The sequence below is a fragment of the Streptomyces sp. NPDC021224 genome (assembly GCF_044332905.1).
Taxonomy (GTDB): Bacteria; Actinomycetota; Actinomycetes; order Streptomycetales; family Streptomycetaceae; genus Actinacidiphila.
In genome coordinates, this window is sequence record NZ_JBIRPW010000008.1 from 1 (window position 1) to 26,740 (window position 26,740).

A 26,740-nucleotide genomic window follows, 5' to 3' on the forward strand; every position below is an offset into this window, starting at 1 on the left:
GACCACCGCACCGTCGAAGCCGTCGCCCAAGCCCTCGAAAACGCACTCCTCACCGAACTCGACCAACTCACCGACGCAGAAGCCGACCAACTGCTCGGTGAGAGCGAGAGCATCCACGGAACGGACGGAACAGCATGAGCACCCCGGTGATCAAGGAACGCCTGGCCCAGCTCGTCGCGGAGTCCTCGGACGGCGCGATCACCGCCGGTCAGGCCCTGGCGAGCACGGCCCCGCTGTCCGACCTGGGCCTGTCGTCGCTGTCCCGGATGCGGCTGGTCGACGCGGTGGAGGACGAGTACGACGTCGAGATCGATCTCGACGGTGACGGCTGGGACCTGGTCGACAACCTCGACGCCCTCGCCGCGCACCTGGAGTCCCGGTGACCGAGGCGCCGCCCGCCCCGGCCACGAGCCGGCCCGCGCCGCCGCGCGTGACGTGGGAGCCGGTGCCGTTCACGACCGACGGTGGCGAAGGGCCGCTCGCCTGGGGGCAGTTCCACATGTGGCACCCGTTGCTGCGCTACGGGGCGGCCTTCGCGACGCTGAGCCTGCGCCAGGTGATCACCCTGCCCGTGCCCGGCCCCGACGTACCGCAGGCGCTCGCCGCGGTCCGGCGCCTCGTCGAGACGCACCAGGTGCTGCGCACCCGCTTCTCCGACCGCGCCGGGGAGCCGTGGCAGACCGCCGCCGCCGAGGGCACGCACCTGGTCGAGGTGTGCGAGCTGGGCGCGGAGGCCGGGGCCGGGGCGCTCGCGGCGTTCGCGGAGCGGCGGACCCGCAAGCTCGCCGCCGAGCCCTTCCGGCACAGCCACGAATGGCCGGTGCGCTTCAGCCTGGTGTGCAGCGGCGGACGGGTGCGGGCGGTCGCCGTCGTGTGCTCGCACCTCACCTTCGACGGCTGGTCCGCCGACCTCGTCGGCACCGCGCTGCGCCGCCTGGTCGCCGGGGGCCGGGTCAGCCCGCCGGAGTGGCAGCCGCTCGACCAGGCCGCGTACGAGCGGTCCGAGCGGGGTCTGCGCGACGACGCCCGCGCGATGCGGCACTTCCGGACGCGGCTCGCGGAGGTGCCCGACGCCGCGCCGCGTCCGCCGCACGCGCCCGCCTCCCCGCCGATCCAGCAGTGGTGGCTGACCTCCACCGCGCTCGCTGCGGGGTCCGTCGCCGTGGCCGAGCGCACCCGTACGTCCAGCTCCGCGGTGATGCTCACGCTCGCGGCGACCGCGCTGGCGGCGCTGCGCGGCCAGGACACGGTGCCGATGCTGCTCATCACCGGCAACCGGGTGACCGAGCGGCAGCAGCGCTACATGGCCGCGACCGCGCAGGACGGGCTGTACGTCCACGACGGCGGTACGGGCGGCACCCTGGACGACGCGGTCCGCGCGGTCTACCGCCGCTCGGCGACCTCCTACCTGCGGGCGTCCTTCCACCCGGCGTCACTCGACGCCCTCACCGCCGAACTCGACGGCGCCCGCGCCCACCCGCTCGACCTCAGCGGCTACTTCAACGACGCCCGCCTCAGCCGCGACTGGCGGCTCCCGCCGGGACCGGGCCCGTACCCGCGGTCCGCGCGCGGTCCGGCGTTCGTCCGCGGCTACGACGTCAACGACATGGCCTTCTGCCTCGTCCTCGCGCAGCAGGGTGCGGACTGCCAGGTCTCGCTGCTGGCCGACACCCGGCTGGTGCCGGCCCCGGCGATCCCGGCGGTGCTCTCGGGCCTGGAGTCGGTCCTGTGCGAGGCGGCCACGGCGGACGTGCCGCTCGCGGCGATCCCCCCGGCCCTGGGCATCGGCTGAGCGCGGGCGGCGCAGGGGCCGCGCGTCCCCTCCCCGGTTCCGCCCGCCCGCCGCGGCCGCCCGCACGTCGGCTCCCGGTCGTCCGCTCTTCTCCCGGCGCGCCGTTCCCGGTCATATAAGTCACGTCATCATTACGGGTCTAGTCCAAACCAGGTCCCCCCTCGACCCGCGAAGCGAGACACAGACCCATGAACGCAAAGACCGGACGTCTCCCGCCGGACGCTGCTCGGCGGTGCCGCCGCCACCGGTGTGCCGGCCGCCCTCCCGCTGAGCCTGCGCACCGCGCTCGCCGCGTCCGTGCGCTCCGGCCGGCTCGACGACATCCAGCACGTGGTGATCTTCATGCAGGAGAACCGCGCCTTCGACCACTACTACGGCACCATGCAGGGTGTCCGCGGCTTCGGCGACCGCGCCGCCGTACGGGGGCCAACGGCAGGCCGGTCCTCCAGCAGCCCGACCCCTCCCGCCCCGAGGGCTGGCTCGCGCCCTTCGCGATGTACGCCGCCCACACCAACGCCTACCAGCAGGGCGCCCCCGCCTTCGGCTTCGGCGACTCACTCAACGCCCGCAGCGACGGCATCGCCGACGGCTACGTGACCCGGCGCAGCAGCGGCTGGCTCGGCCAGGGCTACTACGAGCCCGCGGACATGCCCTTCTGCAACGCGCTCGCCTCGGTCTTCACCGTCTGCGACAGCTACTACTGCTCGACGGAGACCTCCACCAACCCCAACCGCGAGCACTTCATGACCGGCACCAGCGGCGGCACGGTGCGCGACCAGGCGGTCATCGACAACTCCGAGCCCGGCTTCGAGTGGACGACCTACGCCGAGCGCCTGGAGACCGCCGGGATCAGCTGGAAGACCTACCAGGCGCAGGAGACTTCGACGACAACGCGCTCGCCTGGTTCACCTCCTTCCGCAATGCCAAGCCCGGTGACTCCCTCTACGAGCGCGGCATGAAGAAGGTCGGCGCCGTCACCGACCAGGGCAACCCGTGGAAGATGGGCGACGTGCTGGTCGCGGCCTTCGCCGCCGACGTCACCGCGGACAGGCTGCCGCAGGTGTCGTGGAGCGTCGCGCCCGCCGCGCTGTCCGAGCACGCGAACTACGCGCCGCCGGACGGCGAGAACCTCACCGCCCGGCTGCTCGCGGCCCTCGCCGACAACCCCGAGGTCTTCGCCAAGACCGCCTTCATCGCCGCCCACGGGCGCCGAGAACTGCGCGACCAGCCCCACCGCGGGAAGGTCGCGCGGGCCACCGCAAGGGGCAGCCCCGGGCGTGAGGGCCCCGGCGGGGGTCAGCGGCGGGTGAGGAGCCAGGGTTCGACCACGCCGAGGCCGCGCACCGGGCGGCGCCACATCGGCTGGAGCGCGAACCGGTACTTCGCCGCGTCCGCGGTATCCGCCGCCTCCGCGTCGGCGTCCGCCTCGGACAGCGGCGCGTCGCCCGCCTCGCCGAGGGCCTCCGCGAAGTCGCCGTCGACCAGGACGGAGTCGCGCGGCGCTATCGAGGTGAGCCGGGAGGCGAGGTTGACCGTCGTACCGAACACGTCGCCCATCCGGGTGGTGACCGTGCCGAAGGCCATGCCGACGCGGAGCGCGGGCATCGTCTCGTCGCCGGTCATCGTCTCGATGAGGCGGATGCCGATCTCGGACGCGGTGCCGGGGTCGTCGGCGACGAAGAGCACCTCGTCGCCGAGGGTCTTGATGAGCCGCCCGCCGTACGCGGCGACCTGGTCGGCGGCGGTGGTCTCGAAGGCCTCGACGAGTTCGCCGAGCTCTTCCTCCTCCAGCCGCCGGGTGAGCCGGGTGAAGCCGACGAGGTCGGCGAAGCCGACGGCGAGCCGCCGGTCCACGGCCTCCTCGTCGTCGGACTGCACGACCCGGCTGGTGGCGGCCGCGACCTGGCGGCGCCACACGTAGATGAGGAATTCCTCCAGCTCCGGCAGCAGCAGCTCGACCAGCGGGTACGCGACCTCCGCGCGGGTCATGCCGGGCTCGGGCGGCTCGGTGAGGCCTTCGAGGAAGGAGTCGGTCTGCCAGTCGGCGAGCCGCGCGGTGGTCTGGCCGGTGGAGCGGGCCACCTGGATGGCCATGGACTCGCTCAGCAGACCCGCCTCGACGAGGCCCGCGAGCCGCCGCAGCGCCAGGACGTCGGCCTCGGTGAGCGCCTTGGCCTGGCCGATGTCGGCGAAGCCCATGGCGCGCCAGAAGCGGGCGGCCAGGTCCATGGAGACGCCCGCGGTGCGCGCGGCCTGGAAGGGCGTGTAGCGGCGGGGCGCGCCGAGGATGAGCTGTTCGAGCCGCAGGGCGAGCGGGTGCTCGCCCGCCTCCGCGGCGGCCTCGCCCGCCCTGCCGTACGCGGCGGGCATCCCGTGCTCGCCGGGGGCGCGTACGGGTTCGGGCTCGGCGGACTCGACGACGAAGGTGCCGTCGTCCGCGGGGACGCCGGGCTCCGCGGCCGACGCGGGCGGCGCGGGCTGCTCGCCCTCGTCCGGTCCGGGCTCGCGGTCGCCGGGGTCGCGGTCGCCCGGCTCGCGGTCGCCCGTGTCGCGGTCGCCGCGGGAGCCCGCGGCGCGGCCCGGCTCCGGAGCGGGGGGGCCCGGGTCGTCCGCGCTCACCGTACGGCCCCTGTGGAATCCCTGCGCACAGCCCTTCCGATCATCGAGACGACGCAGCGAGTCAACGATACGGCAGGTGTGCCGCAGCTCACTCTCACCGGGAGCCGGATCTCGCCGGTACGGCGGCGGGCGCGCGGCACGGTCACCGGGACGGCCGTCACCGGCGCGTCCCCGCACCCCCCGCGGTGCCCCTCACCAGCCCGCACGGCCCGGCGCGCCCCCGCGCACTCGCACGCGGCGGCCCGCTCAGTCCGAGGGCCGCAGGTGCACCACGTCGCCGGCGCCGACGCCGTGCTCGCCCTCCGCCGTGGCGATGACGAGGCGGCCGTCGTCGTCGATGCCGACCGCCGTGCCGGACAGCTCGCGGTCGCCGGGGAGTTCCGCGCGGACCTGGCGGCCGAGGGTCGCGCAGCCCGCCGCGTAGGTCTGCCGCAGCCGGGAGGCGTCGGGGTCGCCGCCCGCGGTGCGCCAGGCCTCGTACCAGTCGGCGAGGGAGCGCAGGACGGCCCGCAGCAGCGGATCGCGGTCGGTGGTGGCGGCGCCCGCGAGGGCGAGGGAGGCGGCGGTGGGGACGGGCAGCTCGTCCTCGCGCAGCGACACGTTGAGGCCGATGCCGATGACGACGCCGTTCTCGCCGGTGCGTTCGGCGAGGATGCCGCCCGCCTTGCGCTCGTCGCCGTCGAGGGTGAGCAGCAGGTCGTTGGGCCATTTGAGTGCCGTGTCGACGCCCGCGGTGCGTGACAGCGCGGTGGCGGTGGCGACCCCGGCGAGCAGCGGCAGCCAGCCCCAGCGGTCGACGGGCACGGGCTTGCCGAAGGCCCCGGCCGCACCCGGCCGGAGCAGGACGGAGAAGAACAGCCCGGAGCGCGGGGGGGCGCTCCACCGCCGGTCGAGGCGCCCGCGCCCGGACGTCTGCTCCTCGGCGACGAGCACCGCGCCCTCGGCGGCCCCGGCGGCGGCGCGCGCGGCGAGGTCGCTGTTGGTGGAGCCGGTGGCCTCGACGACGTCGAGCGAGGTCCACAGCGGGGAGCCGACGACGGCCCGGCGCAGCGCGGTCTCGTTGAGCGGCGGGCGGTCGAGGTCGGACCAGCGGCTTGTCGTCATGGGGCCCACACTACGAGCCCGCGGTGCCCGGACGGACGCCCGGGACACGCCGGGTGCAAGCGTGCCGCGGGGCGGGCCGCGGGGGCCGTGGTGGTGCAGTGTGGTGAACGCCGCAGTGCCCGTACCGGAGAGTCGCCGTTACGCTACCGAGCACAGCGTTACTGACCAGTTAAGAAGCAGCCGACGTCCGGGAGGCGTACGCGCCGTCCGGTACCCCGCCCGTACCCCCGCCCGCACCCCAGTGAGCCGCCGCGAGCAGCCCAGAGCAGGAGAGCCGCCGAGCCATGGCCGAGCCGGACTACGACATCCACACCACCGCGGGCAAGCTCGCGGACCTGCGTCACCGTATCGAGGCGGCGGCGCACGCGGGCTCCCAGCGCGCGGTCGAGAAGCAGCACGCCAAGGGCAAGCTGACCGCCCGCGAGCGGATCGAACTCCTGCTGGACGACGGTTCGTTCACGGAGCTGGACGAGCTGGCGCGGCACCGCTCCACGAACTTCGGACTGGAGGCCAACCGCCCCTACGGGGACGGCGTGGTGACCGGCTACGGCACCGTCGAGGGCCGCCCGGTCGCGGTCTTCTCGCAGGACTTCACGGTCTTCGGCGGGGCGCTCGGCGAGGTCTTCGGCGAGAAGATCGTCAAGGTCATGGACTTCGCGCTGAAGACCGGCTGCCCGGTCATCGGCATCAACGACTCCGGCGGCGCCCGGATCCAGGAGGGCGTGGTCTCACTCGGCCTGTACGGCGAGATCTTCCGCCGCAACACCCTTGCCTCCGGGGTGATTCCGCAGATCAGCCTGATCACCGGGCCGTGCGCGGGCGGCGCGGTGTACTCCCCCGCGATCACCGACTTCGTGGTGATGGTGGACCAGACGTCGCACATGTTCATCACGGGCCCGGACGTCATCAAGACGGTCACCGGCGAGGACGTCGGCATGGAGGAGCTGGGCGGCGCGCGCACCCACAACTCCACGTCCGGCAACGCCCATCACCTGGCCGCGGACGAGAAGGACGCCTTCGAGTACGTCAAGGCGCTGCTGTCCTACCTGCCGGGCAACAACCTGGAGGAGCCGCCCGCCTTCGCCACCGAGGCCGAACTCGCCGTCACGGACGCGGATCTGGAACTGGACACGCTGATCCCGGACTCGGCGAACCAGCCGTACGACATGCACAAGGTCATCGAACACATCGTGGACGACGGGGAGTTCCTGGAGACGCAGGCGCTCTACGCCCAGAACGTGGTGACCGGTTTCGGCCGGGTCGAGGGCCGCCCGGTCGGTGTGGTCGCCAACCAGCCGCTGCACTTCGCCGGGTGCCTGGACATCAAGGCGTCGGAGAAGGCCGCGCGTTTCGTGCGCACCTGCGACGCGTTCAACATCCCGGTGCTCACCTTCGTGGACGTCCCCGGCTTCCTGCCCGGCACGAGCCAGGAGTGGGACGGCATCATCCGCCGCGGCGCCAAGCTCATCTACGCCTACGCAGAGGCGACCGTCCCGCTCATCACCATCGTGACGCGCAAGGCGTACGGCGGCGCGTACGACGTCATGGGCTCCAAGCACCTGGGCGCGGACCTCAACCTGGCCTGGCCGACCGCGCAGATCGCGGTGATGGGCGCGCAGGGCGCGGTCAACATCCTGCACCGGCGCACGCTCGCGGAGGCGGGCAGCCCGGAGGAGGCCGACGAGCTGCGGGCCCGGCTGATCGCGGACTACGAGGACACCCTGCTGAACCCGTACATCGCCGCCGAGCGCGGCTACATGGACGCGGTGATCGCGCCCTCGCAGACCCGGGTGCAGCTGATCAAGGCGCTGCGGACGCTGCGCAACAAGCGCGAGAGCCTGCCGCCGAAGAAGCACGGCAACATCCCGCTGTAGCGGGTCGGGGCAGGGGCAGCGGCAGGGGCAGGACCGGAGCCGGGGAAGGGAGTTCAGCGGTGGTCGAGATCAAGGTGGAACGCGGGCGGCCGACGCCGGAGGAGCTGGCGGCCGTCGTGGCGCTGGTCCAGGCGCGGGCCGCGGCGGCCGGGGCGGAGGAGCCCGAGGCGCCCGCCGCCCGGCGGTCCGGCTGGTCGGCGCCGGAGCGCACCGTGCCGCGCGCCCTGCCCCGCCCGGCGCCGGGCGCGTGGCGGGCGTCGGCCTGGCCCTCCTGAGCCGGGGCGGCGCCGAGGCCATGGCCGGAACGGGCCATGCCGAGCGGGCCGTTCCGCTTGAGTACGCGTACTCAGGCGCCGCGCCCGCCCCGCGAGCACCCTGGTGGGCATGCTCTGGCCCGACGATCAACGACGCGACGAACCGTCCGAGGACACCCGGGAGGCGCTGCGCAAGCTGCGCCGCGCGATGGTGGTGGCCGCGCTCGTCGCGGCGCTGCTGATGGTCATCGCGACGCTGCGGGTGTGAGCGGGCCCCGAGTGCGGCCCCCGGGTACGGGGCCGCCGGTCCGGTCGTGGGGCCGGTCCGGTCGTGGGGCCGGTCCGGTCGTGGGGCCGCGCCTACGATGGGGCGATGACCTCGCCGACCCCGCCCCGCCGCGTGCTCGTTCTCGCGTCCGCCTCCCCCGCCCGCCTCGGCCTGCTCAAGCAGGCGGGCTTCGACCCCCGGGTGGTGGTCAGCGGGGTGGACGAGAAGGCGATCCACGCCGACAGCCCCGCCGAACTGGCGCGCGTGCTGGCCGAGGCGAAGGCCGCGGCGGTCGCGCGCGGCGGCATGCTCGACGCGGACGGCGGCGAGCTGGTCGTCGGCTGCGACTCCGTCCTGGAGCTGGACGGCCAGGCGCTCGGCAAGCCTGCGGACTCCGCGGAGGCCACCGCCCGCTGGCAGGCGATGCGCGGCCGCGCCGGGGTGCTCCAGACCGGCCACTGCGTCATCGACCGGGCCACCGGCCGCCAGGTCTCCGCGACGGCGTCGACGACCGTGCGCTTCGGCCGTCCGGACGACGCGGAGATCGCCGCCTACGTGGCGAGCGGCGAACCGCTGCACGTCGCGGGCGCCTTCACGCTCGACGGGCGGTCCGCGCCCTTCGTCGAGGGCATCGACGGCGACCCGGGCAACGTCATCGGGCTGTCCCTGCCGCTGCTGCGCGGCCTGCTGGGCGAGCTGGGAGTGCGCGTCACCGACCTGTGGGTGTAGGCCCCCCGGTCCGCCCGGCGTCCGTCCGGCGTCCGCCCCCGCTCAGAGCCCGCTCAGAGCCCGCTCAGGGCCCGGCGGACGGCAGCGGCGCGCCCGGCGGTGCGGCGGGCGGCGGGTTCTGCGGCGCGGAGCCGCCTCCCGTGCCGCCGGGGCCGCCCGCGCCGGCGCGCGCTTCCCGGGCGCTCTCGGGCGCGTAGAGCAGCAGGGTGCCGACGAGCAGGCCGAGGACGACCATGAGCGCGGCGAAGGCGAGCCAGCCCACCAGGCCGACGACGATCGCGCCGAGCACCCCGTGGACCACCGCGCAGACGATGAGCACGATCCGTGTGAGCAGCGGCGCGGGCTCCTGGCGTACCGCGACACGGGCCGTCAGGAACGCGCACAGCAGCAGGAAGAGGGCGAAGATCCCGCCCGCGACCCACGAGCCGACGGCCATCCCGTCCGGGTCGAGGCCGGCCAGTGACATGTCCTGGTGGCGTACGGCCAGGCCGAGCACCCAGTTCACGAAGGCGACCCCGAGTGCTTCGAGCACCAGGACCACCGCTGTGGCCACGGCTATCCCTCTGCGCACCCTGTCCCCCCTCCGACGGCCGTCCATGGGGTCGCAGGCTACTCACGGGTAAGAGGGCGGGCAAGGGTCGTGACAGGCGTTCGGGCCACCGGTGCGCAACCGTGACCGCCGTCCGGGGGGCGGCGGCCGGGCGGCCGGGGTCCGGGGGCGCCTCCGGCGGCGCGCCGTCACCCGTCAGGACGGACCCGGCCGCAAACTTTCCGCGGACTCTTCGTGGGATTCCCACAAAGAAGCGTCAACTCCATGCACCGACTCCGAGCGAGATTCGACCCGCGCCCGGTAGAGCGGGACATGGGCGGGAGCAGGGCCGTACCGTGGACTGAGCTGGAGTTCACGGGGTGCGGTGGTTCACGGATCACCCTCCGTGTGGGCAAGCTCACGTGCAGGGGTGCCTCGGCATCGAGTGTGGCCAGTACCTAAACTCGGCTTGTTTCATGGAGGGAGCCATCGTGCGCAAGGTGCTCATCGCCAACCGCGGTGAAATCGCAGTACGCGTCGCCCGCGCCTGCCGGGATGCCGGGATCGCCAGCGTAGCCGTCTACGCGGACCCCGACCGGGACGCGCTGCATGTCCGCGCGGCCGACGAGGCGTACGCACTGGGCGGCGACACACCGGCCACCAGCTATCTGGACATCGCGAAGGTGCTCAAGGCGGCGGCCGAGTCGGGTGCGGACGCCGTGCACCCCGGCTACGGCTTCCTGTCGGAGAACGCCGAGTTCGCGCAGGCCGTGCTGGACGCCGGGCTGAACTGGATCGGCCCGCCGCCGCAGGCCATCCGCGACCTGGGCGACAAGGTCGCGGCACGTCATATCGCCCAGCGGGCCGGTGCCCCGCTCGTCGCGGGCACGCCCGACCCGGTGTCGGGCGCCGAGGAGGTCGTGGCCTTCGCGAAGGAGCACGGCCTGCCGATCGCCATCAAGGCCGCCTTCGGCGGCGGCGGACGCGGCCTGAAGGTCGCCCGCACGCTGGAGGAGGTCCCGGAGCTGTACGACTCGGCGGTGCGCGAGGCGGTCGCCGCCTTCGGGCGCGGCGAGTGCTTCGTGGAGCGCTACCTGGACCGGCCGCGGCACGTCGAGACGCAGTGCCTGGCCGACAAGCACGGCAACGTGGTGGTCGTCTCCACCCGTGACTGCTCGTTGCAGCGCCGCCACCAGAAGCTCGTCGAGGAGGCCCCGGCGCCGTACCTGACGCCGGAGCAGAACGCACAGCTGTACGCCGCCTCGAAGGCGATCCTGCGCGAGGCGAAGTACGAAGGTGCGGGAACCTGCGAGTTCCTCGTCGGCCAGGACGGCACGATCTCCTTCCTGGAGGTCAACACCCGGCTCCAGGTCGAGCACCCGGTCACCGAGGAGGTCTCGGGGCTGGACCTGGTGCGCGAGATGTTCCGGATCGCCGACGGCGAGGAGCTCGGCTACGACGACCCGCCGCTGCGCGGGCACTCCTTCGAGTTCCGGATCAACGGCGAGGACCCGGGCCGGGGCTTCCTGCCCGCGCCCGGCACGGTGACGAAGTTCGTCGCCCCGTCCGGCCCGGGTGTGCGGCTCGACGCGGGTGTGGAGTCCGGCAGCGTCATCGGCCCGGCGTGGGACTCGCTGCTGGCCAAGCTCGTGGTGACCGGCGCGACGCGTGAGCAGGCCCTCCAGCGGGCGGCCCGCGCGCTGGACGAGTTCCAGGTGGAGGGCATGGCCACGGCCCTGACCTTCCACCGCGTGGTCGTCCGGGACCCGGCGTTCGCGCCGCCGAAGGGCCCCTTCACCGTCCACACGCGGTGGATCGAGACCGAGTTCGTCAACACGATCCCGCCCTTCGCGGGCGGGCCGGCGGACGATGACGAGGCGCAGGGCCCGCGCGAGACGGTCGTCGTCGAGGTGGGCGGCAAGCGCCTGGAGGTGTCGCTCCCGGCGTCGCTCGGCATGACCCTGGCCCGCACCGGGCTGGCCGCGGGCGCCAAGCCCAAGCGGCGCGCCACCCAGCGCGCGTCGGCGGCGGTGTCCGGCGACTCGCTGCCCTCGCCCATGCAGGGCACCATCGTCAAGGTCGCGGTCGAGGAGAACCAGCAGGTCACCGAGGGCGACCTGATCGTTGTCCTGGAGGCCATGAAGATGGAGCAGCCGCTCAACGCGCACCGCTCCGGCACCATCATCGGCCTGAAGGCCGAGGTCGGCGCCTCGGTGTCGTCGGGCGCGGTCATCTGCGAGATCAAGGACTGACACGACTGAGACGGCCGCAGGCCGTCGCTCACGCGCGCGGCGCGGCCTCCCGCCCGGGAGGCCGCGCCGCGCGCGTACGTCGCCCCGCGGTGACCGGCCGTCAGTCGGCCGCCGCCGGTGTGCGGGACGGCAGCCGCAGGGCCAGCACCAGCGCGAGCGCGGCGGCCACGAAGACGACGGCGAGGGCGAAGGCGGCGTCCACGCCGTGGATGAACGGGTCCTGCCGGTGGTGGCGGGAGACCGTGCCGAAGACGGTGACCAGCACCGACAGGCCGAGGCTCGCACCGACCTGCTGCATCGTCTGGAGCAGCCCGGAGGCCGACCCCGCGTCCGCGGGCGCGACACCGGACAGGATGACGGTGTTGAGCGGCATCATGGTGAGGCCGATGCCGAAGCCCATGAGGATCATCGTCGGCAGCACCCCGCGCGCGTAGCCGTCGGACGCGCCGAGCCGCGTGCTCCAGACCGCGCCGGCCAGCGAGACGCACAGGCCGACGGTCGCGACCACGCGCGGGCTGCGCCCGGCGGCCAGCGCCCGGGGGACGATCCGCGCGGCGACCAGCAGCGGCAGGGACAGCGCCAGGAAGGCCAGGCCGGTCCTGATCGGGCTGTAGTGCAGGTAGATCTGCAGGTACTGGGTGGAGAAGTAGAAGATGCTGCCCATCGCGGCGGGCAGCAGCATCATCACCGCGTACGCCAGCGGCCGGTTGCGGTCGTGGAACAGCCGCAGCACCACCAGCGGGTGCTCCACCCGGGTCTCGTTGACGAGGAAGGCGGCCAGCAGGGCGGCCGCGGTCACGAAGGTGGCCAGCGCCCGGGAGTCGCCCCAGGAGGTCTCGCCGACGCGGATGAAGGCGTAGACGAGCGAGGCGGTACCGAGGGTGCCGGTGAGCGCGCCCGCGATGTCGAAGCGGCCGCCGCGGTGCCGGGCGGTCTCGGGGATGCAGCGCGGGCCGAGCAGCACGACGGCCGCGCCTATGGGGATGTTGATGAAGAAGACCCAGCGCCACGAGCCCCAGCTGGTGAGCATGCCGCCCAGGGTGAGGCCGATCGTGGTGGCGCCGCCGGCGACGGCCGAGAAGACGCTGAGCGCGCGGATGCGCTCGGGGCCCTCGCGGAAGGTGGTGGCGATCAGGGCGAGGGTGCTGGGCGCGGCGAGCGCCGCCGCGGCGCCCTGGAGGCCGCGGGCGACGAGCAGCGTGGCGGCGTCGTTGGCGACACCGCCGAGCACCGAGGCGAGGGTGAAGGCGGCGACGCCCCACACCAGCGCCCGGCGGCGGCCGATGAGGTCGCCGACGCGGCTGCCGAGCAGCAGCAGGCCGCCGAAGGCGAGGGCGTAGACGTTCAGCACCCAGGACATGCCGGTGGGCGAGAAGCCGAGGCCGGAGCCGATACGGGGCAGCGCGACGTTCACCACGGTGAGGTCGAGCATGAGCACCAGCTGGGTTCCGACGATGACGGTGAGGGCGAGGTACGGGTGTGCCTCGGCGGGGGCCGGGGCGCGGCCGGCCGTCTCCTGGTCGCGCAGGACGGGCGTGGACATGGCTGTTGGGCCTCCAGCGGAGAGGTCGGGCAGCAGAAACGGAGGTTGCCTCCGAAAAATATACGGAGGGAACCTCCGGATCTACAATCGGTTTCGGGAATCCGCTTCCGCGCGGCTTCCCGGGACGAGCTCACCGGGACCGGAAGGCAGGACCGCATGCGGGCGGACGCGCAACGCAACTACGACCGGCTGCTGGAGGAGGCACGGCAGGCGTTCGTCGTGCACGGCACGGACGTGGCGCTGGAGGACATCGCGCGGCACGCCGGCGTCGGCATCGGCACCCTCTACCGGCACTTCCCCGACCGGTCGGCCCTGGTGAACGCGGTCTTCGTCAGCGAACTGGACGCGCTCGCCGGACGCGCGCAGGAACTGCTGGAGCAGCAGGAGCCGCTGCCCGCCCTGCTGGCATGGCTGAAGGCGGTGGCGGTGCACGCCACCGCCTACCGCGGGCTGTCCGTACGGATCGCCGCCGACACCGACGGGCGCATGCGGCAGTGCAAGGTGCGGCTGCACGAGGTCGGCAACAGCCTGCTGTCGCGCGCGCAGGCCGCGGGCGACGTGCGGTCCGACATCGCGATGAGCGACCTGCTCAAGCTCACCACCGGGCTCATCACGATCGCCGAGCAGAACCCGGAGGACAAGGGCACCTTCGACCGCCTGATGGACCTCACGGTGCGCGGCATCGTGACCCCCGGCGGCTGACCCGAAGGCCCCCGGCGCGCAGCCGGAGGCCCTCCCGGCTCAGTGCGGCCGCAGGTCCGCGAGCCGCGGTACGGCCGGCGGCCGCAGCCCGTGCGGACGGCGCGGCGCCGGTACGGGCTCGCGCGCGGCCGGCTCCGGCACCGCCCCCGGCGACGGGGCGACGGCGAGCTGCACCCCGCGGTCGGCCAGCGCCTGCAGCTCGGTGGCGGCGCGCTCCTCGCCGGGCGGCGGCTCGTCCGTGACCAGGTGGGTGATCATGTCGGTCGGCACCGTCTGGAACATGGTGTCGGCGCCGAGCTTGGTGTGGTCGGCCAGCACGACGACCTCGGCGGCCGCCTGCACGAGCGCCCGGTCCACGCTGGCGGCCAGCATGTTGGACGTCGAGAGGCCGCGCTCGGCCGTCAGCCCCGCGCCGGACAGGAACGCCCGGGAGACCCGCAGCCCTTGCAGGGACTGCTCCGCGCCGCTGCCGACCAGCCCGTAGTTGGAGCCGCGCAGCGTCCCGCCGGTCATGACGACCTCGACCCGGTTGGCGTGCGCGAGCGCCTGGGCGACCAGCAGCGAGTTGGTCACCACGGTGAGCCCCGGCACCCGGGCGAGCCGCCGGGCCAGCTCCTGCGTGGTGGTGCCCGCGCCGACGACGATGGCCTCGCCCTCGTCCACGAGCGAGGCCGCGAGATCGGCGATGGCCGTCTTCTCCGCGGTCGCGAGATGGGATTTCTGCGGGAAGCCGGACTCGCGGGTGAATCCCCCCGGCAGCACCGCACCGCCGTGCCGGCGGTCGAGTAGTCCTTCGGCCTCCAGTGCCCGCACATCACGGCGCACGGTCACTTCGGAGGTCTGGACGACACGGGCGAGTTCACGGAGCGACACCGCTCCGTTGGCCCGCACCATTTCCAGGATCAATTGGCGACGTTCTGCAGCGAACACGAAACCGACAGTAACCCCATCGATCGCTGCTTTCAGCGTTTTGCACCAGTACAGCGAAGTTCCGCGCGAAACAGACCGCGAAGTGCTACAGACCGACCGTACGTTCGCTAATTCCCGCGGTTGTGCAGCTGCCGCGCGACCTCCGCCACCGAGCCGGACAGCGACGGGTAGACGGTGAAGGCGTTCGCGATCTGCTCGACCGTCAGGTTGTTGTCGACCGCCAGCGAGATCGGGTGGATCAGCTCGCTCGCCTTGGGCGCGACCACCACACCGCCGACCACGATGCCCGTGCCCGGACGGCAGAAGATCTTCACGAAGCCGTCCCGGATGCCCTGCATCTTCGCCCGCGGGTTGCGCAGCAGCGGCAGCTTCACCAGCCGGGCGTCGATCCGCCCGGAGTCCACGTCCGCCTGCGTGTAGCCGACGGTCGCGATCTCCGGGTCGGTGAAGACGTTCGACGACACGGTCTTCAGGTTCAGCGGCGCCACCGCGTCGCCGAGGAAGTGGTACATCGCGATCCGGCCCTGCATCGCCGCGACCGACGCGAGCGCGAAGACACCCGTCACGTCACCGGCCGCGTACACGCCCGAGGCGCTGGTGCGCGACACCTTGTCCGTCCACACGTGGCCGTACTCGGTGAGCTTGACGCCCGCCTCCTCCAGGCCCATCCCGGCGGTGTTGGGGATCGCGCCGACCGCCATCAGGCAGTGCGTGCCGGTGATGACGCGGCCGTCGGTCAGCGTCGCCTCGACGCCGTCGCCCACCCGCTTGACCGACTGCGCGCGCGAACGCGACATCACGTTCATGCCGCGGCGCCGGAAGACGTCCTCCAGCACCGCCGCCGCGTCCGGGTCCTCGCCGGGCAGCACCCGGTCGCGCGAGGAGACCAGCGTCACCTTCGAGCCCAGCGCCTGGTAGGCGCCCGCGAACTCCGCGCCGGTCACACCCGAACCCACCACGATCAGCTCGCGCGGCAGCTCGTCCAGGTCGTAGACCTGCGTCCAGTTCAGGATGCGCTCGCCGTCCGGCATCGCGTCGGGCAGCTCGCGCGGCCGCGCGCCGGTCGCGATCAGCACGGCCTCGGCCGTCAGCCGCTGCTCGGTGCCGTCGGCGGCCGTCACGACGACCGTCCGGGTGCCCTCGGCCGTCTGGGGGCCCTCCAGCCGCCCGCGCCCGCGCATCACCTTCGCGCCCGCGCGCGTCACGGACGCGGTGATGTCGTGCGACTGCGCGAGCGCGAGCCGCTTGACCCGGCGGTTGACCTTGCCCAGGTCCACGCCCACCACCCGCGCCGACCGGGCCTCGGGCGGGGTGTCGTCCGCCACGATGATGCCCAGCTCCTCGTAGGAGCTGTCGAAGGTCGTCATGACCTCTGCGGTGGCGATCAGGGTCTTCGACGGTACGCAGTCGGTCAGCACCGACGCACCGCCCAGGCCGTCGCAGTCGACGACCGTCACCTCCGCGCCGAGCTGCGCCGCCACCAGCGCCGCCTCGTAGCCGCCGGGTCCGCCACCGATGATCACGATCCTTGTCACGTACCCCATTGTCCCGCACGCGCCAAGAAGCGACCGCGCGGGGCACGCACGTTCGCCCGGACGCCGGGCGGCGCCCCCGGGTGAGGGGCGGAAGTCCGTCCTTACGCCGCCCCGATGCCGCTCCCGTACTCTCGACATCATGTCGCTCTACGCCGCCTACGCAGGCAACCTCGACGCGCGGCTGATGACCCGCCGCGCACCGCACTCCCCGCTGCGCGGCACGGGCTGGCTGACCGGCTGGCGCCTCACCTTCGGCGGCGAGCAGATGGGCTGGGAGGGCGCGCTCGCCACGCTCGTCGAGGACCCCACGCACCAGGTCTTCGTCGGCCTCTACGACATCGCGCCGATCGACGAGGAATCCCTCGACCGCTGGGAGGGCGTCCCCCTCGGCATGTACCGCCGCACGACCGTCCGCGTCCACACGCTCGACGGGGACGTGCCGGCGTGGCTGTACGTCCTCGACGACTACGAGGGCGGCCTGCCGTCCGCGCGCTACCTCGGCGAGATCGCCGACGCGGCGGAGTCGGCGGGGGCGCCTCATGACTATGTGATGGAGCTCAGGAAGCGTCCCTGCTAGCCGCTTCGCCGCGGGGCGCTCCGGGGTGCTTGTTGCGGTTCGCCGCGCGACCTTCCCTTTGTGGGGGCTGGTCGCGCAGTTCTCCCCCAGAGCTTCGCCTGGGAGGTACCCCCACGCGCCCCTTTCGCGGCGCCGCCGTCGCTGGGTCGGGGGCCGCCACGGGGCACCTCCTCGGAATGCGCCTTCACCCTCGCACCGAGTTGGTAAGCCCCTCCCAGCGCATTCCTGCGGGGGCACCCCGCACCGTCCCCCTCCAGGCCGGTCTGGCGGCTGCCTGCCGGTGGGGGTGAGCTTTTTCGGGGCGCGGCTGCGGGGGAGAGTTCCCGTTTTTAAGGGGCGCGTGGGGGCACCTCCCAAGCGAAGCTCTGGGGGAGAACTGCGCGGCCAGCCCCCCACCGGCGGAAGATCGCGCCGCCCCGCGCAAGGGGAAGGGACGGGGCGAGCCCGGCGAACAGCGGGGAGCGTCTACGCGCGTAGGCTCAAACAGGCTACGCTCTGCGCGTGAACGCTTCCGTGAATCCCGAGCCCTACGCCGCGGCCGACGACGCCGCCGCCCGCCTGCGCGAGCTGACCCGCGCGCAGACGCACGACGTCGCCCTGGTCCTGGGGTCGGGCTGGGTGCCCGCGGCGGACGCCCTGGGGGCGCCCGACGTGGAGCTGGCGGTCACCGATCTGCCGGGGTTCCCGGCGCCCGCGGTGGCGGGTCACGCGGGCCGGGTGCGTTCGGTGCGGGTCGGCGGCGTGCGCGCCCTCGTGTTCCTGGGGCGGACGCATCTGTACGAGGGCCGGGGCGTGGCGAGCGTCGTGCACGGGGTGCGGACGGCGGTGGCCGCGGGGGTGAAGACCGTGGTGCTGACGAACGGCTGCGGGGGACTTCGGCCCGGGTACCGGCCGGGCCAGCCCGTGCTGATCAGCGACCACATCAACATGACCGCGGTGTCCCCCATCGCGGGTGCGAACTTCGTGGACCTCACGGACCTGTACTCGCCGCGGCTGCGCGCGCTGTGCAAGGAGATAGACCCGACGCTGGAGGAGGGCGTGTACGTCCAGCTGCCCGGCCCGCACTACGAGACGCCCGCCGAGATCGGCATGGTCCGGGCGATCGGCGGGGACCTGGTGGGCATGTCCACCACGCTGGAGGCGATCGCGGCCCGCGAGGCGGGCGCGGAGGTGCTGGGCGTGTCGCTGGTCACGAACCTGGCCGCGGGGATGACGGGCGAGCCGCTCAACCACGAGGAGGTGCTCGCGGCGGGCCGCGAGTCGGCCACCCGGATGGGCACGCTGCTCGCGGACCTGCTCGCCCGCCTCTGACACCGAACGAAGGGAACCGGCTCCCATGACCGACCTGCTCGCCCGCGCCCGCGCGTGGGCCGCGGAGGATCCCGACCCCGAGACCCGGGCGGAGCTGACCGCGCTGATCGCCGCGGGCGAGTCCGCGGAGCTGGCGGACCGTTTCGACGGGACGCTGGAGTTCGGGACGGCGGGGCTGCGCGGTGCGCTGGGCGCGGGGCCGAACCGGATGAACCGCGCGGTCGTGATCCGGGCGGCCGCGGGGCTCGCGGCGTATCTGGGTCCCGGCGGCTCGGTCGTGGTGGGTTACGACGCCCGCCACAAGTCCGCGGACTTCGCACGGGACACGGCCGCGGTGATGACGGGCGCGGGCCTGCGCGCGTATCTGCTGCCGCGTCCGCTGCCGACGCCGGTGCTGGCCTTCGCGATCCGTGAACTGGGCGTCGCCGCCGGGGTGATGGTGACGGCGAGCCACAACCCGCCGCAGGACAACGGCTACAAGGTGTATCTGGGCGACGGCTCGCAGATCGTGCCGCCCGCGGACGCGGAGATCGCGGCCCGGATCGCGGCGGTGGGGCCGCTGGCGTCCGTGCCGCTGGCCGCGGAGGGCTGGGAGGTGCTCGGCGAGGACGTCCTGGCCGCGTATCTGGAGCGCGCGACGGGTGTGCTCGCGCCGGGCGGCCCGCGCGAACTGTCCACCGTCTACACGCCGTTGCACGGCGTGGGGCTGGAGACGCTGACCGCCGCCTTCGCCCGCGCGGGCTTCCCCGCGCCCGTGCCGGTCGCCGAACAGGCCGCGCCCGACCCGGATTTCCCGACCGTCGCCTTCCCCAACCCTGAGGAACCGGGCGCGATGGATCTGGCCTTCAAGACCGCGCGGGACGCCTCGCCCGACCTGGTCGTCGCCAACGACCCGGACGCCGACCGCTGCGCCGCCGCCGTCCCCGATCCCGCGGCGGACGCGGGCTGGCGCATGCTGCGCGGTGACGAGCTGGGCGCGCTGCTCGCCGCCCACCTCGTCCGGCGCGGCGCCGCCGAACCCGGGCAGGACGTCTTCGCGGCCAGCATCGTGTCCTCCTCGCTGCTGTCGAAGATCGCCGCCCGCGCGGGCCTGGGCTACGAGGACACGCTCACCGGTTTCAAGTGGATCGCCCGCGTCCCGGGGCTGCGGTACGGGTACGAGGAGGCGCTCGGCTACTGCGTGGATCCGGCCGGGGTCCGGGACAAGGACGGGGTGACCGCGGCGCTGCTGCTCGCGGAGATGGCCGCGCAGGCCCGGCAGGAGGGCCGCACCCTCGCGGACGAGCTGGACGGGCTGGCCCTCGTGCACGGGCTGCACGCCACCGACCAGCTCTCCGTTCGCGTGGACGACCTGGGCCTGATCACCGCCGCGATGGCCCGGCTGCGGGCGCACCCGCCCACCGAGCTGGCGGGCCTGAGCGTCACCTCCGCGGAGGACCTGCGCGAGGGTGCGGACGACCTGCCGCCCACGGACGGCCTGCGCTACCGCCTGACCGGTGAGGGTGTCTCCTCGGCCCGTGTCGTCGTCCGCCCCAGCGGCACGGAACCCAAGGTCAAGTGCTATCTGGAGGTCGTCCTCCCGCCCACCGCCGACCTTCCCCCGGCCCGCGCCCGCGCGGCCGCCCTCCTGGAGGCGCTCAAGGCCGCCCTCGCCTCGGCGGCGGGCCTGTAGGCCGTCCCCGGACGGGGCGGCGGTGCCTCCGGCAGGCGTACCGGCCCTCCCGCGGACCGCTGGGGCGGGGACGCCACCGGTGGCCACGCCCGGTGACACCGGGCGTGGCCTGGATCACCCCGTGTTCCGGTGCGGCGGGCGACCGGGGACAATGAATATGCCAAACGCCGAAGGGGGCCGCTGCGGCCCCCAGGGACGGGGTGCCTCAGCGCGCGAAATCGCCGAGCCAACGGAGGGCACACCCGTATGCGCGTCATCGAGCCGCTGTACGCAGAGATCCTGCGCCGCAACCAGGGCGAGACCGAGTTCCACCAAGCCGTGCGCGAGGTCCTGGAGACCCTCGACCCGGTGCTGGAGCAGCGGCCGGAGTTCATGGACGCGCGGATCGTGGAGCGGATCGCCGAGCCCGAGCGGCAGCTGATCTTCCGGGTGCCGTGGTCGGACGACCAGGGCCGGGTGCACGTCAACCGCGGTTTCCGGGTCGAGTTCAGCAGTGTCCTCGGGCCGTACAAGGGCGGGCTGCGCTTCCACCCCTCGGTGAACCTCGGGATCGTGAAGTTCCTGGGCTTCGAGCAGATCTTCAAGAACGCGCTCACCGGCATGCCCATCGGCGGCGGCAAGGGCGGCTCGGACTTCGACCCGAAGGGCCGCTCGGACGCCGAGGTGATGCGCTTCTGCCAGTCGTTCATGACCGAGCTGCACCGCCACCTCGGCGAGTACACCGATGTGCCGGCGGGCGACATCGGCGTGGGCGGCCGGGAGATCGGCTATCTGTTCGGCCAGTACAAGCGGATCACCAACCGCTTCGAGTCGGGCGTCCTGACCGGCAAGGGGCTGGGCTGGGGCGGTTCGCAGGCGCGGACCGAGGCGACGGGCTACGGCTGTGTGATCTTCACCGAGGAGATGCTGCGCAGCCGCGGTGAGTCGCTGGACGGGCGGCGCGTGGCAGTGTCGGGTTCGGGCAATGTCGCGATCTACGCGATCGAGAAGGCCCAGCAGCTCGGTGCGACCGTCGTGACGTGCTCGGACTCCTCCGGCTACGTCGTGGACGAGAAGGGCATCGACCTCGCCCTGCTCAAGGAGATCAAGGAGGTCGGCCGGGGCCGGGTCGCGGAGTACGCGCAGCGGCGCGGTGCGCACGTGTCGTACGTGGACGGCACGGGCCTGTGGAACGTCCCCTGCGATGTGGCGCTGCCCTGCGCCACGCAGAACGAGCTGCACGAGACCGACGCGCTGGCCCTGGTCCGCAACGGTGTGCAGGCGGTCGCGGAGGGTGCGAACATGCCCACCACGCCGGAGGCCGTGCGGGTCTTCCAGGAGGCGGGGGTCGCCTTCGCGCCGGGCAAGGCGGCGAACGCCGGCGGTGTGGCCACCAGTGCCCTGGAGATGCAGCAGAACGCCTCCCGCGACTCGTGGACGTTCGCGCACACCGAGGAGCGGCTGGCGGAGATCATGCGCCACATCCACGAGTCCTGCTACACCACCGCGGAGCGCTACGGCAGCCCCGGCAACTACGTGGTCGGTGCCAACATCGCGGGCTTCGAACTGGTCGCGGACGCGATGCTGGCCCAGGGCCTGATCTGACCGCGCACCGGCTGACCGGGCCGCCCCGCGCGGGGCGGCCCGGTCAGTCGCGTTGGAGGTAGCTGAAGCCGGTGTCGGGGCCGACGCAGGTCTGGAGGGTGAGGTCGCCCCAGTACAGGCCGCTGTCGGGGCCGCCCTGGCCGGGTGTGATGTAGGTCGCGTAGACGTGGTAGGACAGCGTGCCCTGCGGTGTGTCGAGGGTCACGCGGGTGCCGACCGGGAGCGGCGCGAGGATCGCGTAGCCGCAGAAGTCGTGGCCGACGATGACGGTCGTGCGCATCGCGGTGCCGTCGGCCTGCGCGGGGTCGGGACCGGCGAAGAGCACCGCGGAGATGCAGCGGTCGATCGTGGCCTGGTCGCCGCGGACGACCGGGCGGGACCACTTCCCGATGTGCAGCACCGTCGTGCCCGGCGGGTACACCGGCCCGGTCTGCTTCGCCGCAGGCGCGGCCGTGCGGACCGGCGCCCTGGGCGGGGCGGTGCGCGGCGGGGGCGGGGCCGCGGGGGCGGTGTGACGTGCGGGGGCGGTCGTGGACGGTGCGGTGGTGGGCGGGGCGGACGGTGCGGGCGCGGGCCGGGCGGTGCTGGCCGGGGGCGCCGGAAGGGCGTGCGGCAGCGGCCGGTTGGCGTCCCGGGACGTCGTGGTGGCCGCCGCGGGGGTGGGGGCGGCGGCGGGCCGGGCGGGGTCGGCCGCCGGACGGCCGCACGCGGCGAGCACCACGGCGGCCACCAGCGCGCCCGCGGGCAGGAGCGTGCGCGAGCTTCCCACCGGGGTCAGCCGAAACGGCCGTTGACGTAGTCGGACGTGCGCTCGTCCTGCGGGTTGTTGAACATCGTGTCGGTGGGCCCGTGCTCCACGACGACGCCGGGCGTGCCCTGTTCGGCGAGGAAGAAGGCGCAGGAGTGCGACACGCGCGCGGCCTGCTGCATGTTGTGGGTGACGATGACGATCGTGACCTCGTCGGACAGCTCGCCGATGGTCTGCTCGATCCGCCGGGTCGAGGTCGGGTCGAGCGCCGAGCACGGCTCGTCCATCAGCAGTACCCGGGGCCGTACCGCGAGCGAGCGGGCGATGCACAGGCGCTGCTGCTGCCCGCCGGACAGGGCCCCGCCGGGCTGCCGCAGCCGGTCGGCGACCTCGCGCCACAGCCCGGCCTTCATCAGGCACTCCTCGACCAGGTCGTCCCGTTCGCGGCGGCCCGCCTTGATGCCGTTCATCTTCAGCCCGGCCAGCACGTTGTCGTAGATGCTCATCGCCGGGAAGGGGTTGGGCTTCTGGAAGACCATGCCGATCTCCCGCCGGGCCTGGGTGATGCGCCGCCCGCGGTCGTAGATGTCCTGCCCGTCCAGCAGCACCTGCCCGGCCAGTGACGCGGTGCCGATGAGTTCGTGCATGCGGTTGAGGATCCGCAGGAAGGTGGACTTGCCGCAGCCGGACGGGCCGATGAGCGCGGTGACCCGCTGCGCGGGCATGGTGAGCGACACCCGGTCGAGCACCTTGTGGTCGCCGAACCACGCGGAGATGTCGCGGGCGTCGAGGGTGGCGGGGCGGCCCGCGGCGGTGCGGGCGTGCGGTGTCGGGGAGGCCGGTACGGGCGGGAGCTGGACGGTCTCGTCGGTGGTGGACATGCGGTGGTTCTCCTCGGAGTTGCGCGGGGCGGTGCGCGGGCGGTGCGCGGGCGGTCGGACGCGGGCGGCGCGCGGGTCAGAGCAGGTTGGGGAGCAGCTCGGTGGCCGCGCCGGACAGCGCGACGACGATCGCGGCGAGCACCGGCACGCCCGCGATCCAGGTCTGCCAGCGCCCCCAGCGGCGGAAGGCCCAGGTGACGGCGACGACGGCGACGAGCAGCGCCTGGAGCCACAGCATCACCGGCAGCCACGCCGACGGGTCGCCCTCCAGCGGGCGTTCGGCGGTGGGGATCTGCCCGCCGGCCGCGGGGCCGGGCTGCACGTCGCTGACCAGGTCGGCGTCCACCCGCAGCACGCCGTGCGGGGTGTAGAGCCCGCCGGTGGAGGTGACGAGGGTGAGCCGCCCCTGCCCGGTGTGCAGCACCACGGGGGCGGGGTCGCCGGCCCGGCGCACCCCGGTCACGCGGTACTGCTGCTGGCCCTGCCCGGTGGTGACGGTGATGCGGTCGCCGGGCCGCAGTTCGTCGAGGTGGTGGAAGGGGCTGCCGTAGCCCCACTGCCGCCCCAGGACGGTGCTGGTGCCGGGCTGGCCGGGCATCGGGGTGTTGCGCAGGTGTCCGGGCCCCTTGGTGAGCACCCCGGACGTGGTGCCCTGGAAGACGACCTCGCGCAGCCCGATCGACGGGATGTGCAGCACGGCGACCGGTGAACCGGCGGCGAGCGGCCTGCCGTTGACGTCGCGCGGGCCCACCGGGGCGGTGCCGTTGGCCAGTTCGCCGCGCAGCCGGTCGAACCCGGCCTGCTGGGCGTGGGCGTGCTCGATGTGTCCGAGCACGGTGAGGTGCGCGGCGAAGCCCAGCAGCAGCGCGGCCAGCAGCGTGAGGGCGGCGCCGGGGATCATGAAGCGGGCGTCGGGTCGGGCGGGCCCCGGCGGTGGTGCGGCCGGCTCCTCCGGCGGCGCGGCCGCGGGCTGCGACGGTGTCAGTACGGCCACGGAGGGCTCCTTAGGCGGTTCGGGGGTGCCGGACGGCGGACGGCGCGGACGCGGTCCGCCGCCCGGCGGAAAGAAGGGTCAGTCGCGCGTTCGGCTGCCGAAGGTCAGCAGCTTCCCGTCGCGCCGGACGCGGTGGACCATGAGGCCGCCCGCGGTGACCATGAGCAGCGAGAGCACGCTGTAGGTGAGCGCGCCCCCGGCCCCGGTCGCTGCCAGCGGGCCCAGGTTGGAGCCGCCGGACGTGCCGCCGGAGTCGCCGGCGCCCGCGGTGTCCCCGGTGCCCGCGGTGTCCCCGCTGCCGGCCGTGTTCCCGGCGGTGTCTCCCGCGGTGTCGCCGGAGGTGTCCCCGGCGCCGCTGGTGTCACCGCTGCCGGAGGTGTCGCCCGAGCCGCTGGTGTCGCCGTTGCCGCCGGAGTCGCCCGAGCAGTCGGTCCTGGCCCCGGTCTTGAAGGCGAAGCTCTGCTTGACGCCGCTGGTGGCGCCGGTGAAGTCCAGCGTGTGGCAGCCGTCCGCGAGGGAGGTGGGGATGGTCACGGTGAGGCTGTTGACCGACCCCTGGGCGTCCGCGGTGGCGTCGGGCAGCGCGGAGGAGCCGTCGTCGAGCGTGAGGTGGACGGCCTCGCCGGGGTTCCCGTCCCGGGCGTTCAGGAAGCCGGTGAGGGTCGCGGTGATCTTCTGACCGCCCGTGAGCAGGGGGGTGTCCTCGAGGTCGTTGTTGTCCTTGTCGAGCACGGTGATGCTGGGCTCGGCGAGGACGTTGTAGCTCACGGCGGGCGAGGTGCTGCCCGCGTACTTGGTGGGGTCGGTGGGCTTGAAGACCGCCGTGTAGCTGTAGACGCTCGTGGCGACGCCCGGGATCGAGACGCTCGCCGTGCCGTTCGACACCGCCAGTGTCCCGCCGTCGACCGGGGTGGGACCGCTGAAGAACTGGACGCTGCCGACGGCGTCGCTCGGCGTCACCGTGGCCTTGAGGGTGAACGGCTGGTCGGTCACCGAGTAGTTCGCCGGGGAGATCGCGAGGGCGACCGACGTGGTGGCCGGCGGGGCGACCTGCTTGACCGCCCAGTCGTGCCCGGTGATGTCGATCAGCGCGGTGAAGGTCGAGCCGTCGGCGGAGGCGCCGGTGCTCGACTCGCAGATGACGTTGAGCGGGTACGTCCCGTCGGTCATCGTCGCACCGCTGTTGCCGAACGCGTCGGCGATGCTGTTGATGTACGTGGTCGGCCCCGGGTCGGTCGGGACGGTCACGGTGACGTTGGTACCGCTGTAGGGCGCGCCGTCCGTCAGGCCGTAGACGATGTCGCTGGTGCCGCCCGAGAGCGCCACGCCGATCTCCAGGGAGTCCTGGTAGCCCGTGGGGCAGCCGGAGGGCAGCGTCAGCGAGGTGAGCGGCGGGTTGTCGTCGACGGAGCCGCTGCCGGGCGTCAGGGTCACCGTCCCGGAGTCGTCGGCGCCCGCCGACCCCGCCGTGGTGAGGACCAGGGCGCCGCTGCCCAGGACGAGTGCCAGCACGCTCAGCAGTGCCGCGTGCATTCTTCGTTTCATATCTCCTTGTCCCCTTAACGGTGACGGTCGGTGGTGCCGGTCGTGCCGGTGGTGCGGCCTTACGCGCACTGCCCTGCCACCTGGGAGGTGGCAGGGTCTGTGTGCGTCCACGCAGGTCAGCGGGGCATCCCGCGGACCGTCGCGGCTACTTTGTGGTGAAGCCGAAGGTGATCTTGACCTTCGAGGTCTCGCCGGAGAGCACGAGCTGGTGCGAGCCGGCGGAGATGCAGTCCGGGACGGTGACCGTGTAGGACGTCACCGCGCCGGACCCGTTGGAGGTGGTCGCCGGGAGGCCGACCGGCAGGATCCCGAGCAGCGCCTTGGTGATCGACGCGTCGACGGTCTCGCCGGCGGAGGGCTGGAAGCCGGTGGCCGACACGGTGATCTGCTGGCCCGCGGTCAGCCGCGGGTTGCTCCCCAAGGCGGTGCCCGCCGCGTCCGTGACGGTGATGCCCGGGGCGGCGAGGAAGGCGTAGTCCGCCAGCCCGTAGGCCTGGGCGTACGTCAGCTGGTCGGCGGGCAGGAAGACGGCGTCGTAGTGCCGGACGGCGGGCAGCGTGTTGGTCGGCACGGTGACGCCGGCGACACCGTTCACCACGGTCACCGGGGTGCCGATCGGGTTGGCACCGCCGTCCGCGGAGAAGCGCACGGTGCCGGCGACGGCCGGGCTGACGGTCGCGGTGAGCGTGAAGGTCTGGCCGACCTGGACGTGCCGGAGCGGGTCGGCCGCCAGCTTGATCTTGGTGGCGACCGGGGCCTGCCGGCTGTCGACCTGCCAGGTGTCACCGGTCACGTCGATGAAGCCGGTGGAGGTGGGCCGGTCCGGGTGGTTCGCCGGGTCGGCGCTCCCGCACACCACGTGGATCGGGTAGGTGCCGTCCACGAGCGGGGCGTTGACGTTGCTGAACGCGTCGGCGATCGAGTTCACGTAGGTGCTGCCGGTCGAGTCGGCCGGCTCCTGGGCGGTGGCCGGGGCGGCGGAGAAGGGCGCCCCGTCCGTCAGGTTGAACGCGATACCGGACTCGCTCCCGTCGCGCGCGACCAGGAAGACGCTCAGGTTGTCCTGGTAGCCCGCCGGGCAGGCCTTGCTGACCGAGACCTGGGTGAACGGCGAGCCGTCGGTGATGCTGTCGCTCCTGGGGGTGAGCGTCACGGTCGCGCCGCGGGCGGCGGTCGCGGCGCTCGCGCTGCCGGCTCCGGGCGCGAGGACGCCCAGGCCCCCTATGGCCAGTCCCAGAGCGCCGACGAGCACGCCGTGCAGTCTTCGGTTCATCGTGTGATTCCCCCTGAGAATCAG

General features: G+C 73.6%; 23 protein-coding genes and 2 pseudogenes. 14 read left to right on the top strand and 11 right to left on the bottom strand.

What is annotated here, in order from left to right:
* The first annotated feature begins 134 nt into the window (after positions 1 to 134).
* From ACH4PY_RS20885 to ACH4PY_RS20900, 4 genes and pseudogenes are all read left to right on the top strand, one after another.
* A complete protein-coding gene (locus ACH4PY_RS20885; protein WP_398184716.1) occupies positions 135 to 383 on the top strand; it encodes a phosphopantetheine-binding protein in 249 nt (82 codons plus the stop codon).
* Positions 380 to 1,792, top strand: coding sequence for a condensation domain-containing protein (locus ACH4PY_RS20890; protein WP_398184719.1), 1,413 nt, complete (start codon positions 380 to 382; stop codon positions 1,790 to 1,792). The genes ACH4PY_RS20885 and ACH4PY_RS20890 overlap by 4 nt, the downstream gene beginning before the upstream one ends.
* A gap of 381 nt (positions 1,793 to 2,173) precedes the next feature.
* A pseudogene (locus ACH4PY_RS20895) lies at positions 2,174 to 2,751 on the top strand (alkaline phosphatase family protein).
* A pseudogene (locus ACH4PY_RS20900) lies at positions 2,748 to 2,927 on the top strand (alkaline phosphatase family protein); the annotation flags it as partial. The pseudogenes ACH4PY_RS20895 and ACH4PY_RS20900, both read left to right, overlap by 4 nt.
* Positions 2,928 to 3,088: 161 nt before the next feature.
* Here the strand turns inward: ACH4PY_RS20900 and ACH4PY_RS20905 are convergent.
* Positions 3,089 to 4,162 (bottom strand): adenylate/guanylate cyclase domain-containing protein, encoded by a 1,074-nt coding sequence (locus ACH4PY_RS20905; protein ID WP_398185817.1) that lies wholly within the window; start codon positions 4,160 to 4,162, stop codon positions 3,089 to 3,091.
* A 495-nt stretch (positions 4,163 to 4,657) separates the two neighbouring features.
* Positions 4,658 to 5,515 (bottom strand): biotin--[acetyl-CoA-carboxylase] ligase, encoded by an 858-nt coding sequence (locus tag ACH4PY_RS20910; RefSeq protein WP_398184722.1) that lies wholly within the window; start codon positions 5,513 to 5,515, stop codon positions 4,658 to 4,660.
* Positions 5,516 to 5,799: 284 nt separating this feature from the next.
* Between ACH4PY_RS20910 and ACH4PY_RS20915 the strand changes: the two genes are divergently transcribed.
* The 4 genes from ACH4PY_RS20915 to ACH4PY_RS20930 all read left to right on the top strand — a co-directional run bounded on the left by ACH4PY_RS20915 (position 5,800) and on the right by ACH4PY_RS20930 (position 8,640).
* Positions 5,800 to 7,389, top strand: a complete 1,590-nt coding sequence (locus tag ACH4PY_RS20915) for an acyl-CoA carboxylase subunit beta (protein WP_398184726.1) — start codon at positions 5,800 to 5,802, stop codon at positions 7,387 to 7,389.
* A gap of 59 nt (positions 7,390 to 7,448) precedes the next feature.
* Positions 7,449 to 7,664, top strand: coding sequence for an acyl-CoA carboxylase epsilon subunit (locus ACH4PY_RS20920; RefSeq protein WP_398184729.1), 216 nt, complete (start codon positions 7,449 to 7,451; stop codon positions 7,662 to 7,664).
* Between the two features lie 109 nt (positions 7,665 to 7,773).
* On the top strand, positions 7,774 to 7,911 hold the full coding sequence (mmpB, locus tag ACH4PY_RS20925) for a morphogenic membrane protein MmpB (protein WP_398184732.1): 138 nt from the start codon (positions 7,774 to 7,776) through the stop codon (positions 7,909 to 7,911).
* 105 nt (positions 7,912 to 8,016) lie between these two features.
* Positions 8,017 to 8,640, top strand: a complete 624-nt coding sequence (locus ACH4PY_RS20930) for a nucleoside triphosphate pyrophosphatase (protein ID WP_398184735.1) — start codon at positions 8,017 to 8,019, stop codon at positions 8,638 to 8,640.
* 64 nt (positions 8,641 to 8,704) lie between these two features.
* Here the strand turns inward: ACH4PY_RS20930 and ACH4PY_RS20935 are convergent, their stop codons facing one another.
* Positions 8,705 to 9,193: a hypothetical protein gene (locus ACH4PY_RS20935; protein WP_398184738.1), complete on the bottom strand. Its 489-nt coding sequence runs from the start codon at positions 9,191 to 9,193 to the stop codon at positions 8,705 to 8,707.
* Positions 9,194 to 9,660: 467 nt separating this feature from the next.
* Here ACH4PY_RS20935 and ACH4PY_RS20940 point away from each other — a divergent pair, with 467 nt between their 5' ends.
* Positions 9,661 to 11,421: an acetyl/propionyl/methylcrotonyl-CoA carboxylase subunit alpha gene (locus tag ACH4PY_RS20940; RefSeq protein ID WP_398185820.1), complete on the top strand. Its 1,761-nt coding sequence runs from the start codon at positions 9,661 to 9,663 to the stop codon at positions 11,419 to 11,421.
* Between the two features lie 100 nt (positions 11,422 to 11,521).
* On the opposite strand, the gene ACH4PY_RS20945 is transcribed toward ACH4PY_RS20940, so the two are convergent.
* Positions 11,522 to 12,964, bottom strand: coding sequence for an MFS transporter (locus tag ACH4PY_RS20945; RefSeq protein WP_398184741.1), 1,443 nt, complete (start codon positions 12,962 to 12,964; stop codon positions 11,522 to 11,524).
* Between the two features lie 156 nt (positions 12,965 to 13,120).
* On the opposite strand from ACH4PY_RS20945, the gene ACH4PY_RS20950 reads away from it, so the two are divergent.
* Positions 13,121 to 13,666: a TetR/AcrR family transcriptional regulator gene (locus tag ACH4PY_RS20950; RefSeq protein ID WP_398184744.1), complete on the top strand. Its 546-nt coding sequence runs from the start codon at positions 13,121 to 13,123 to the stop codon at positions 13,664 to 13,666.
* A gap of 39 nt (positions 13,667 to 13,705) precedes the next feature.
* On the opposite strand, the gene ACH4PY_RS20955 is transcribed toward ACH4PY_RS20950, so the two are convergent.
* On the bottom strand, positions 13,706 to 14,596 hold the full coding sequence (locus ACH4PY_RS20955) for a DeoR/GlpR family DNA-binding transcription regulator (protein WP_398184747.1): 891 nt from the start codon (positions 14,594 to 14,596) through the stop codon (positions 13,706 to 13,708).
* A gap of 107 nt (positions 14,597 to 14,703) precedes the next feature.
* Entirely contained in the window at positions 14,704 to 16,140 is a 1,437-nt protein-coding gene (locus ACH4PY_RS20960) for an NAD(P)H-quinone dehydrogenase (RefSeq protein ID WP_398184750.1), read from the bottom strand.
* A 130-nt stretch (positions 16,141 to 16,270) separates the two neighbouring features.
* Between ACH4PY_RS20960 and ACH4PY_RS20965 the strand changes: the two genes are divergently transcribed.
* From ACH4PY_RS20965 to gdhA, 4 genes are all read left to right on the top strand, one after another.
* Positions 16,271 to 16,708: a gamma-glutamylcyclotransferase gene (locus tag ACH4PY_RS20965; RefSeq protein WP_398184753.1), complete on the top strand. Its 438-nt coding sequence runs from the start codon at positions 16,271 to 16,273 to the stop codon at positions 16,706 to 16,708.
* A gap of 501 nt (positions 16,709 to 17,209) precedes the next feature.
* Complete coding sequence (locus tag ACH4PY_RS20970) at positions 17,210 to 18,019, top strand: purine-nucleoside phosphorylase (protein ID WP_398184756.1); 810 nt, start codon at positions 17,210 to 17,212, stop codon at positions 18,017 to 18,019.
* A 25-nt stretch (positions 18,020 to 18,044) separates the two neighbouring features.
* A complete protein-coding gene (locus ACH4PY_RS20975) occupies positions 18,045 to 19,691 on the top strand; it encodes a phospho-sugar mutase (protein WP_398184759.1) in 1,647 nt (548 codons plus the stop codon).
* A 246-nt stretch (positions 19,692 to 19,937) separates the two neighbouring features.
* Positions 19,938 to 21,275 carry an NADP-specific glutamate dehydrogenase gene (gdhA, locus tag ACH4PY_RS20980; protein ID WP_398184762.1) on the top strand — a complete coding sequence of 446 codons (1,338 nt, stop codon included), beginning with the start codon at positions 19,938 to 19,940 and terminating at the stop codon, positions 21,273 to 21,275.
* Between the two features lie 43 nt (positions 21,276 to 21,318).
* Here the strand turns inward: gdhA and ACH4PY_RS20985 are convergent, their stop codons facing one another.
* The 5 genes from ACH4PY_RS20985 to ACH4PY_RS21005 form a co-directional block, all read right to left on the bottom strand.
* On the bottom strand, positions 21,319 to 22,044 hold the full coding sequence (locus ACH4PY_RS20985) for a hypothetical protein (RefSeq protein WP_398184765.1): 726 nt from the start codon (positions 22,042 to 22,044) through the stop codon (positions 21,319 to 21,321).
* Between the two features lie 5 nt (positions 22,045 to 22,049).
* The gene (locus tag ACH4PY_RS20990) at positions 22,050 to 22,904 is read right to left on the bottom strand and encodes a phosphate ABC transporter ATP-binding protein (protein WP_398184768.1); all 855 of its coding nucleotides are present in this window, start codon (positions 22,902 to 22,904) and stop codon (positions 22,050 to 22,052) included.
* A 76-nt stretch (positions 22,905 to 22,980) separates the two neighbouring features.
* On the bottom strand, positions 22,981 to 23,898 hold the full coding sequence (locus ACH4PY_RS20995; RefSeq protein ID WP_398184771.1) for a sortase: 918 nt from the start codon (positions 23,896 to 23,898) through the stop codon (positions 22,981 to 22,983).
* A gap of 78 nt (positions 23,899 to 23,976) precedes the next feature.
* Positions 23,977 to 25,443, bottom strand: coding sequence for an Ig-like domain-containing protein (locus ACH4PY_RS21000; RefSeq protein ID WP_398184774.1), 1,467 nt, complete (start codon positions 25,441 to 25,443; stop codon positions 23,977 to 23,979).
* A 145-nt stretch (positions 25,444 to 25,588) separates the two neighbouring features.
* The gene (locus ACH4PY_RS21005; RefSeq protein WP_398184777.1) at positions 25,589 to 26,716 is read right to left on the bottom strand and encodes a hypothetical protein; all 1,128 of its coding nucleotides are present in this window, start codon (positions 26,714 to 26,716) and stop codon (positions 25,589 to 25,591) included.
* Positions 26,717 to 26,740: the final 24 nt, after the last annotated feature.

Excerpts from the sequence above, each read along its gene's own strand:
- ACH4PY_RS20960 (WP_398184750.1), bottom strand. The coding sequence starts at position 16,140 with ATGGGGTACGTGACAAGGATCGTGATCATCGGTGGCGGACCCGGCGGC.
- gdhA (WP_398184762.1), top strand. The coding sequence starts at position 19,938 with ATGCGCGTCATCGAGCCGCTGTACGCAGAGATCCTGCGCCGCAACCAG.
- ACH4PY_RS21000 (WP_398184774.1), bottom strand. The coding sequence starts at position 25,443 with ATGAAACGAAGAATGCACGCGGCACTGCTGAGCGTGCTGGCACTCGTC.
- ACH4PY_RS20965 (WP_398184753.1), top strand. The coding sequence starts at position 16,271 with ATGTCGCTCTACGCCGCCTACGCAGGCAACCTCGACGCGCGGCTGATG.
- ACH4PY_RS20990 (WP_398184768.1), bottom strand. The coding sequence starts at position 22,904 with ATGTCCACCACCGACGAGACCGTCCAGCTCCCGCCCGTACCGGCCTCC.
- ACH4PY_RS20885 (WP_398184716.1), top strand. The coding sequence starts at position 135 with ATGAGCACCCCGGTGATCAAGGAACGCCTGGCCCAGCTCGTCGCGGAG.
- ACH4PY_RS21005 (WP_398184777.1), bottom strand. The coding sequence starts at position 26,716 with ATGAACCGAAGACTGCACGGCGTGCTCGTCGGCGCTCTGGGACTGGCC.
- ACH4PY_RS20905 (WP_398185817.1), bottom strand. The coding sequence starts at position 4,162 with ATGCCCGCCGCGTACGGCAGGGCGGGCGAGGCCGCCGCGGAGGCGGGC.
- ACH4PY_RS20975 (WP_398184759.1), top strand. The coding sequence starts at position 18,045 with ATGACCGACCTGCTCGCCCGCGCCCGCGCGTGGGCCGCGGAGGATCCC.
- ACH4PY_RS20950 (WP_398184744.1), top strand. The coding sequence starts at position 13,121 with ATGCGGGCGGACGCGCAACGCAACTACGACCGGCTGCTGGAGGAGGCA.
- ACH4PY_RS20915 (WP_398184726.1), top strand. The coding sequence starts at position 5,800 with ATGGCCGAGCCGGACTACGACATCCACACCACCGCGGGCAAGCTCGCG.
- ACH4PY_RS20945 (WP_398184741.1), bottom strand. The coding sequence starts at position 12,964 with ATGTCCACGCCCGTCCTGCGCGACCAGGAGACGGCCGGCCGCGCCCCG.
- ACH4PY_RS20910 (WP_398184722.1), bottom strand. The coding sequence starts at position 5,515 with ATGACGACAAGCCGCTGGTCCGACCTCGACCGCCCGCCGCTCAACGAG.
- mmpB (WP_398184732.1), top strand. The coding sequence starts at position 7,774 with ATGCTCTGGCCCGACGATCAACGACGCGACGAACCGTCCGAGGACACC.
- ACH4PY_RS20930 (WP_398184735.1), top strand. The coding sequence starts at position 8,017 with ATGACCTCGCCGACCCCGCCCCGCCGCGTGCTCGTTCTCGCGTCCGCC.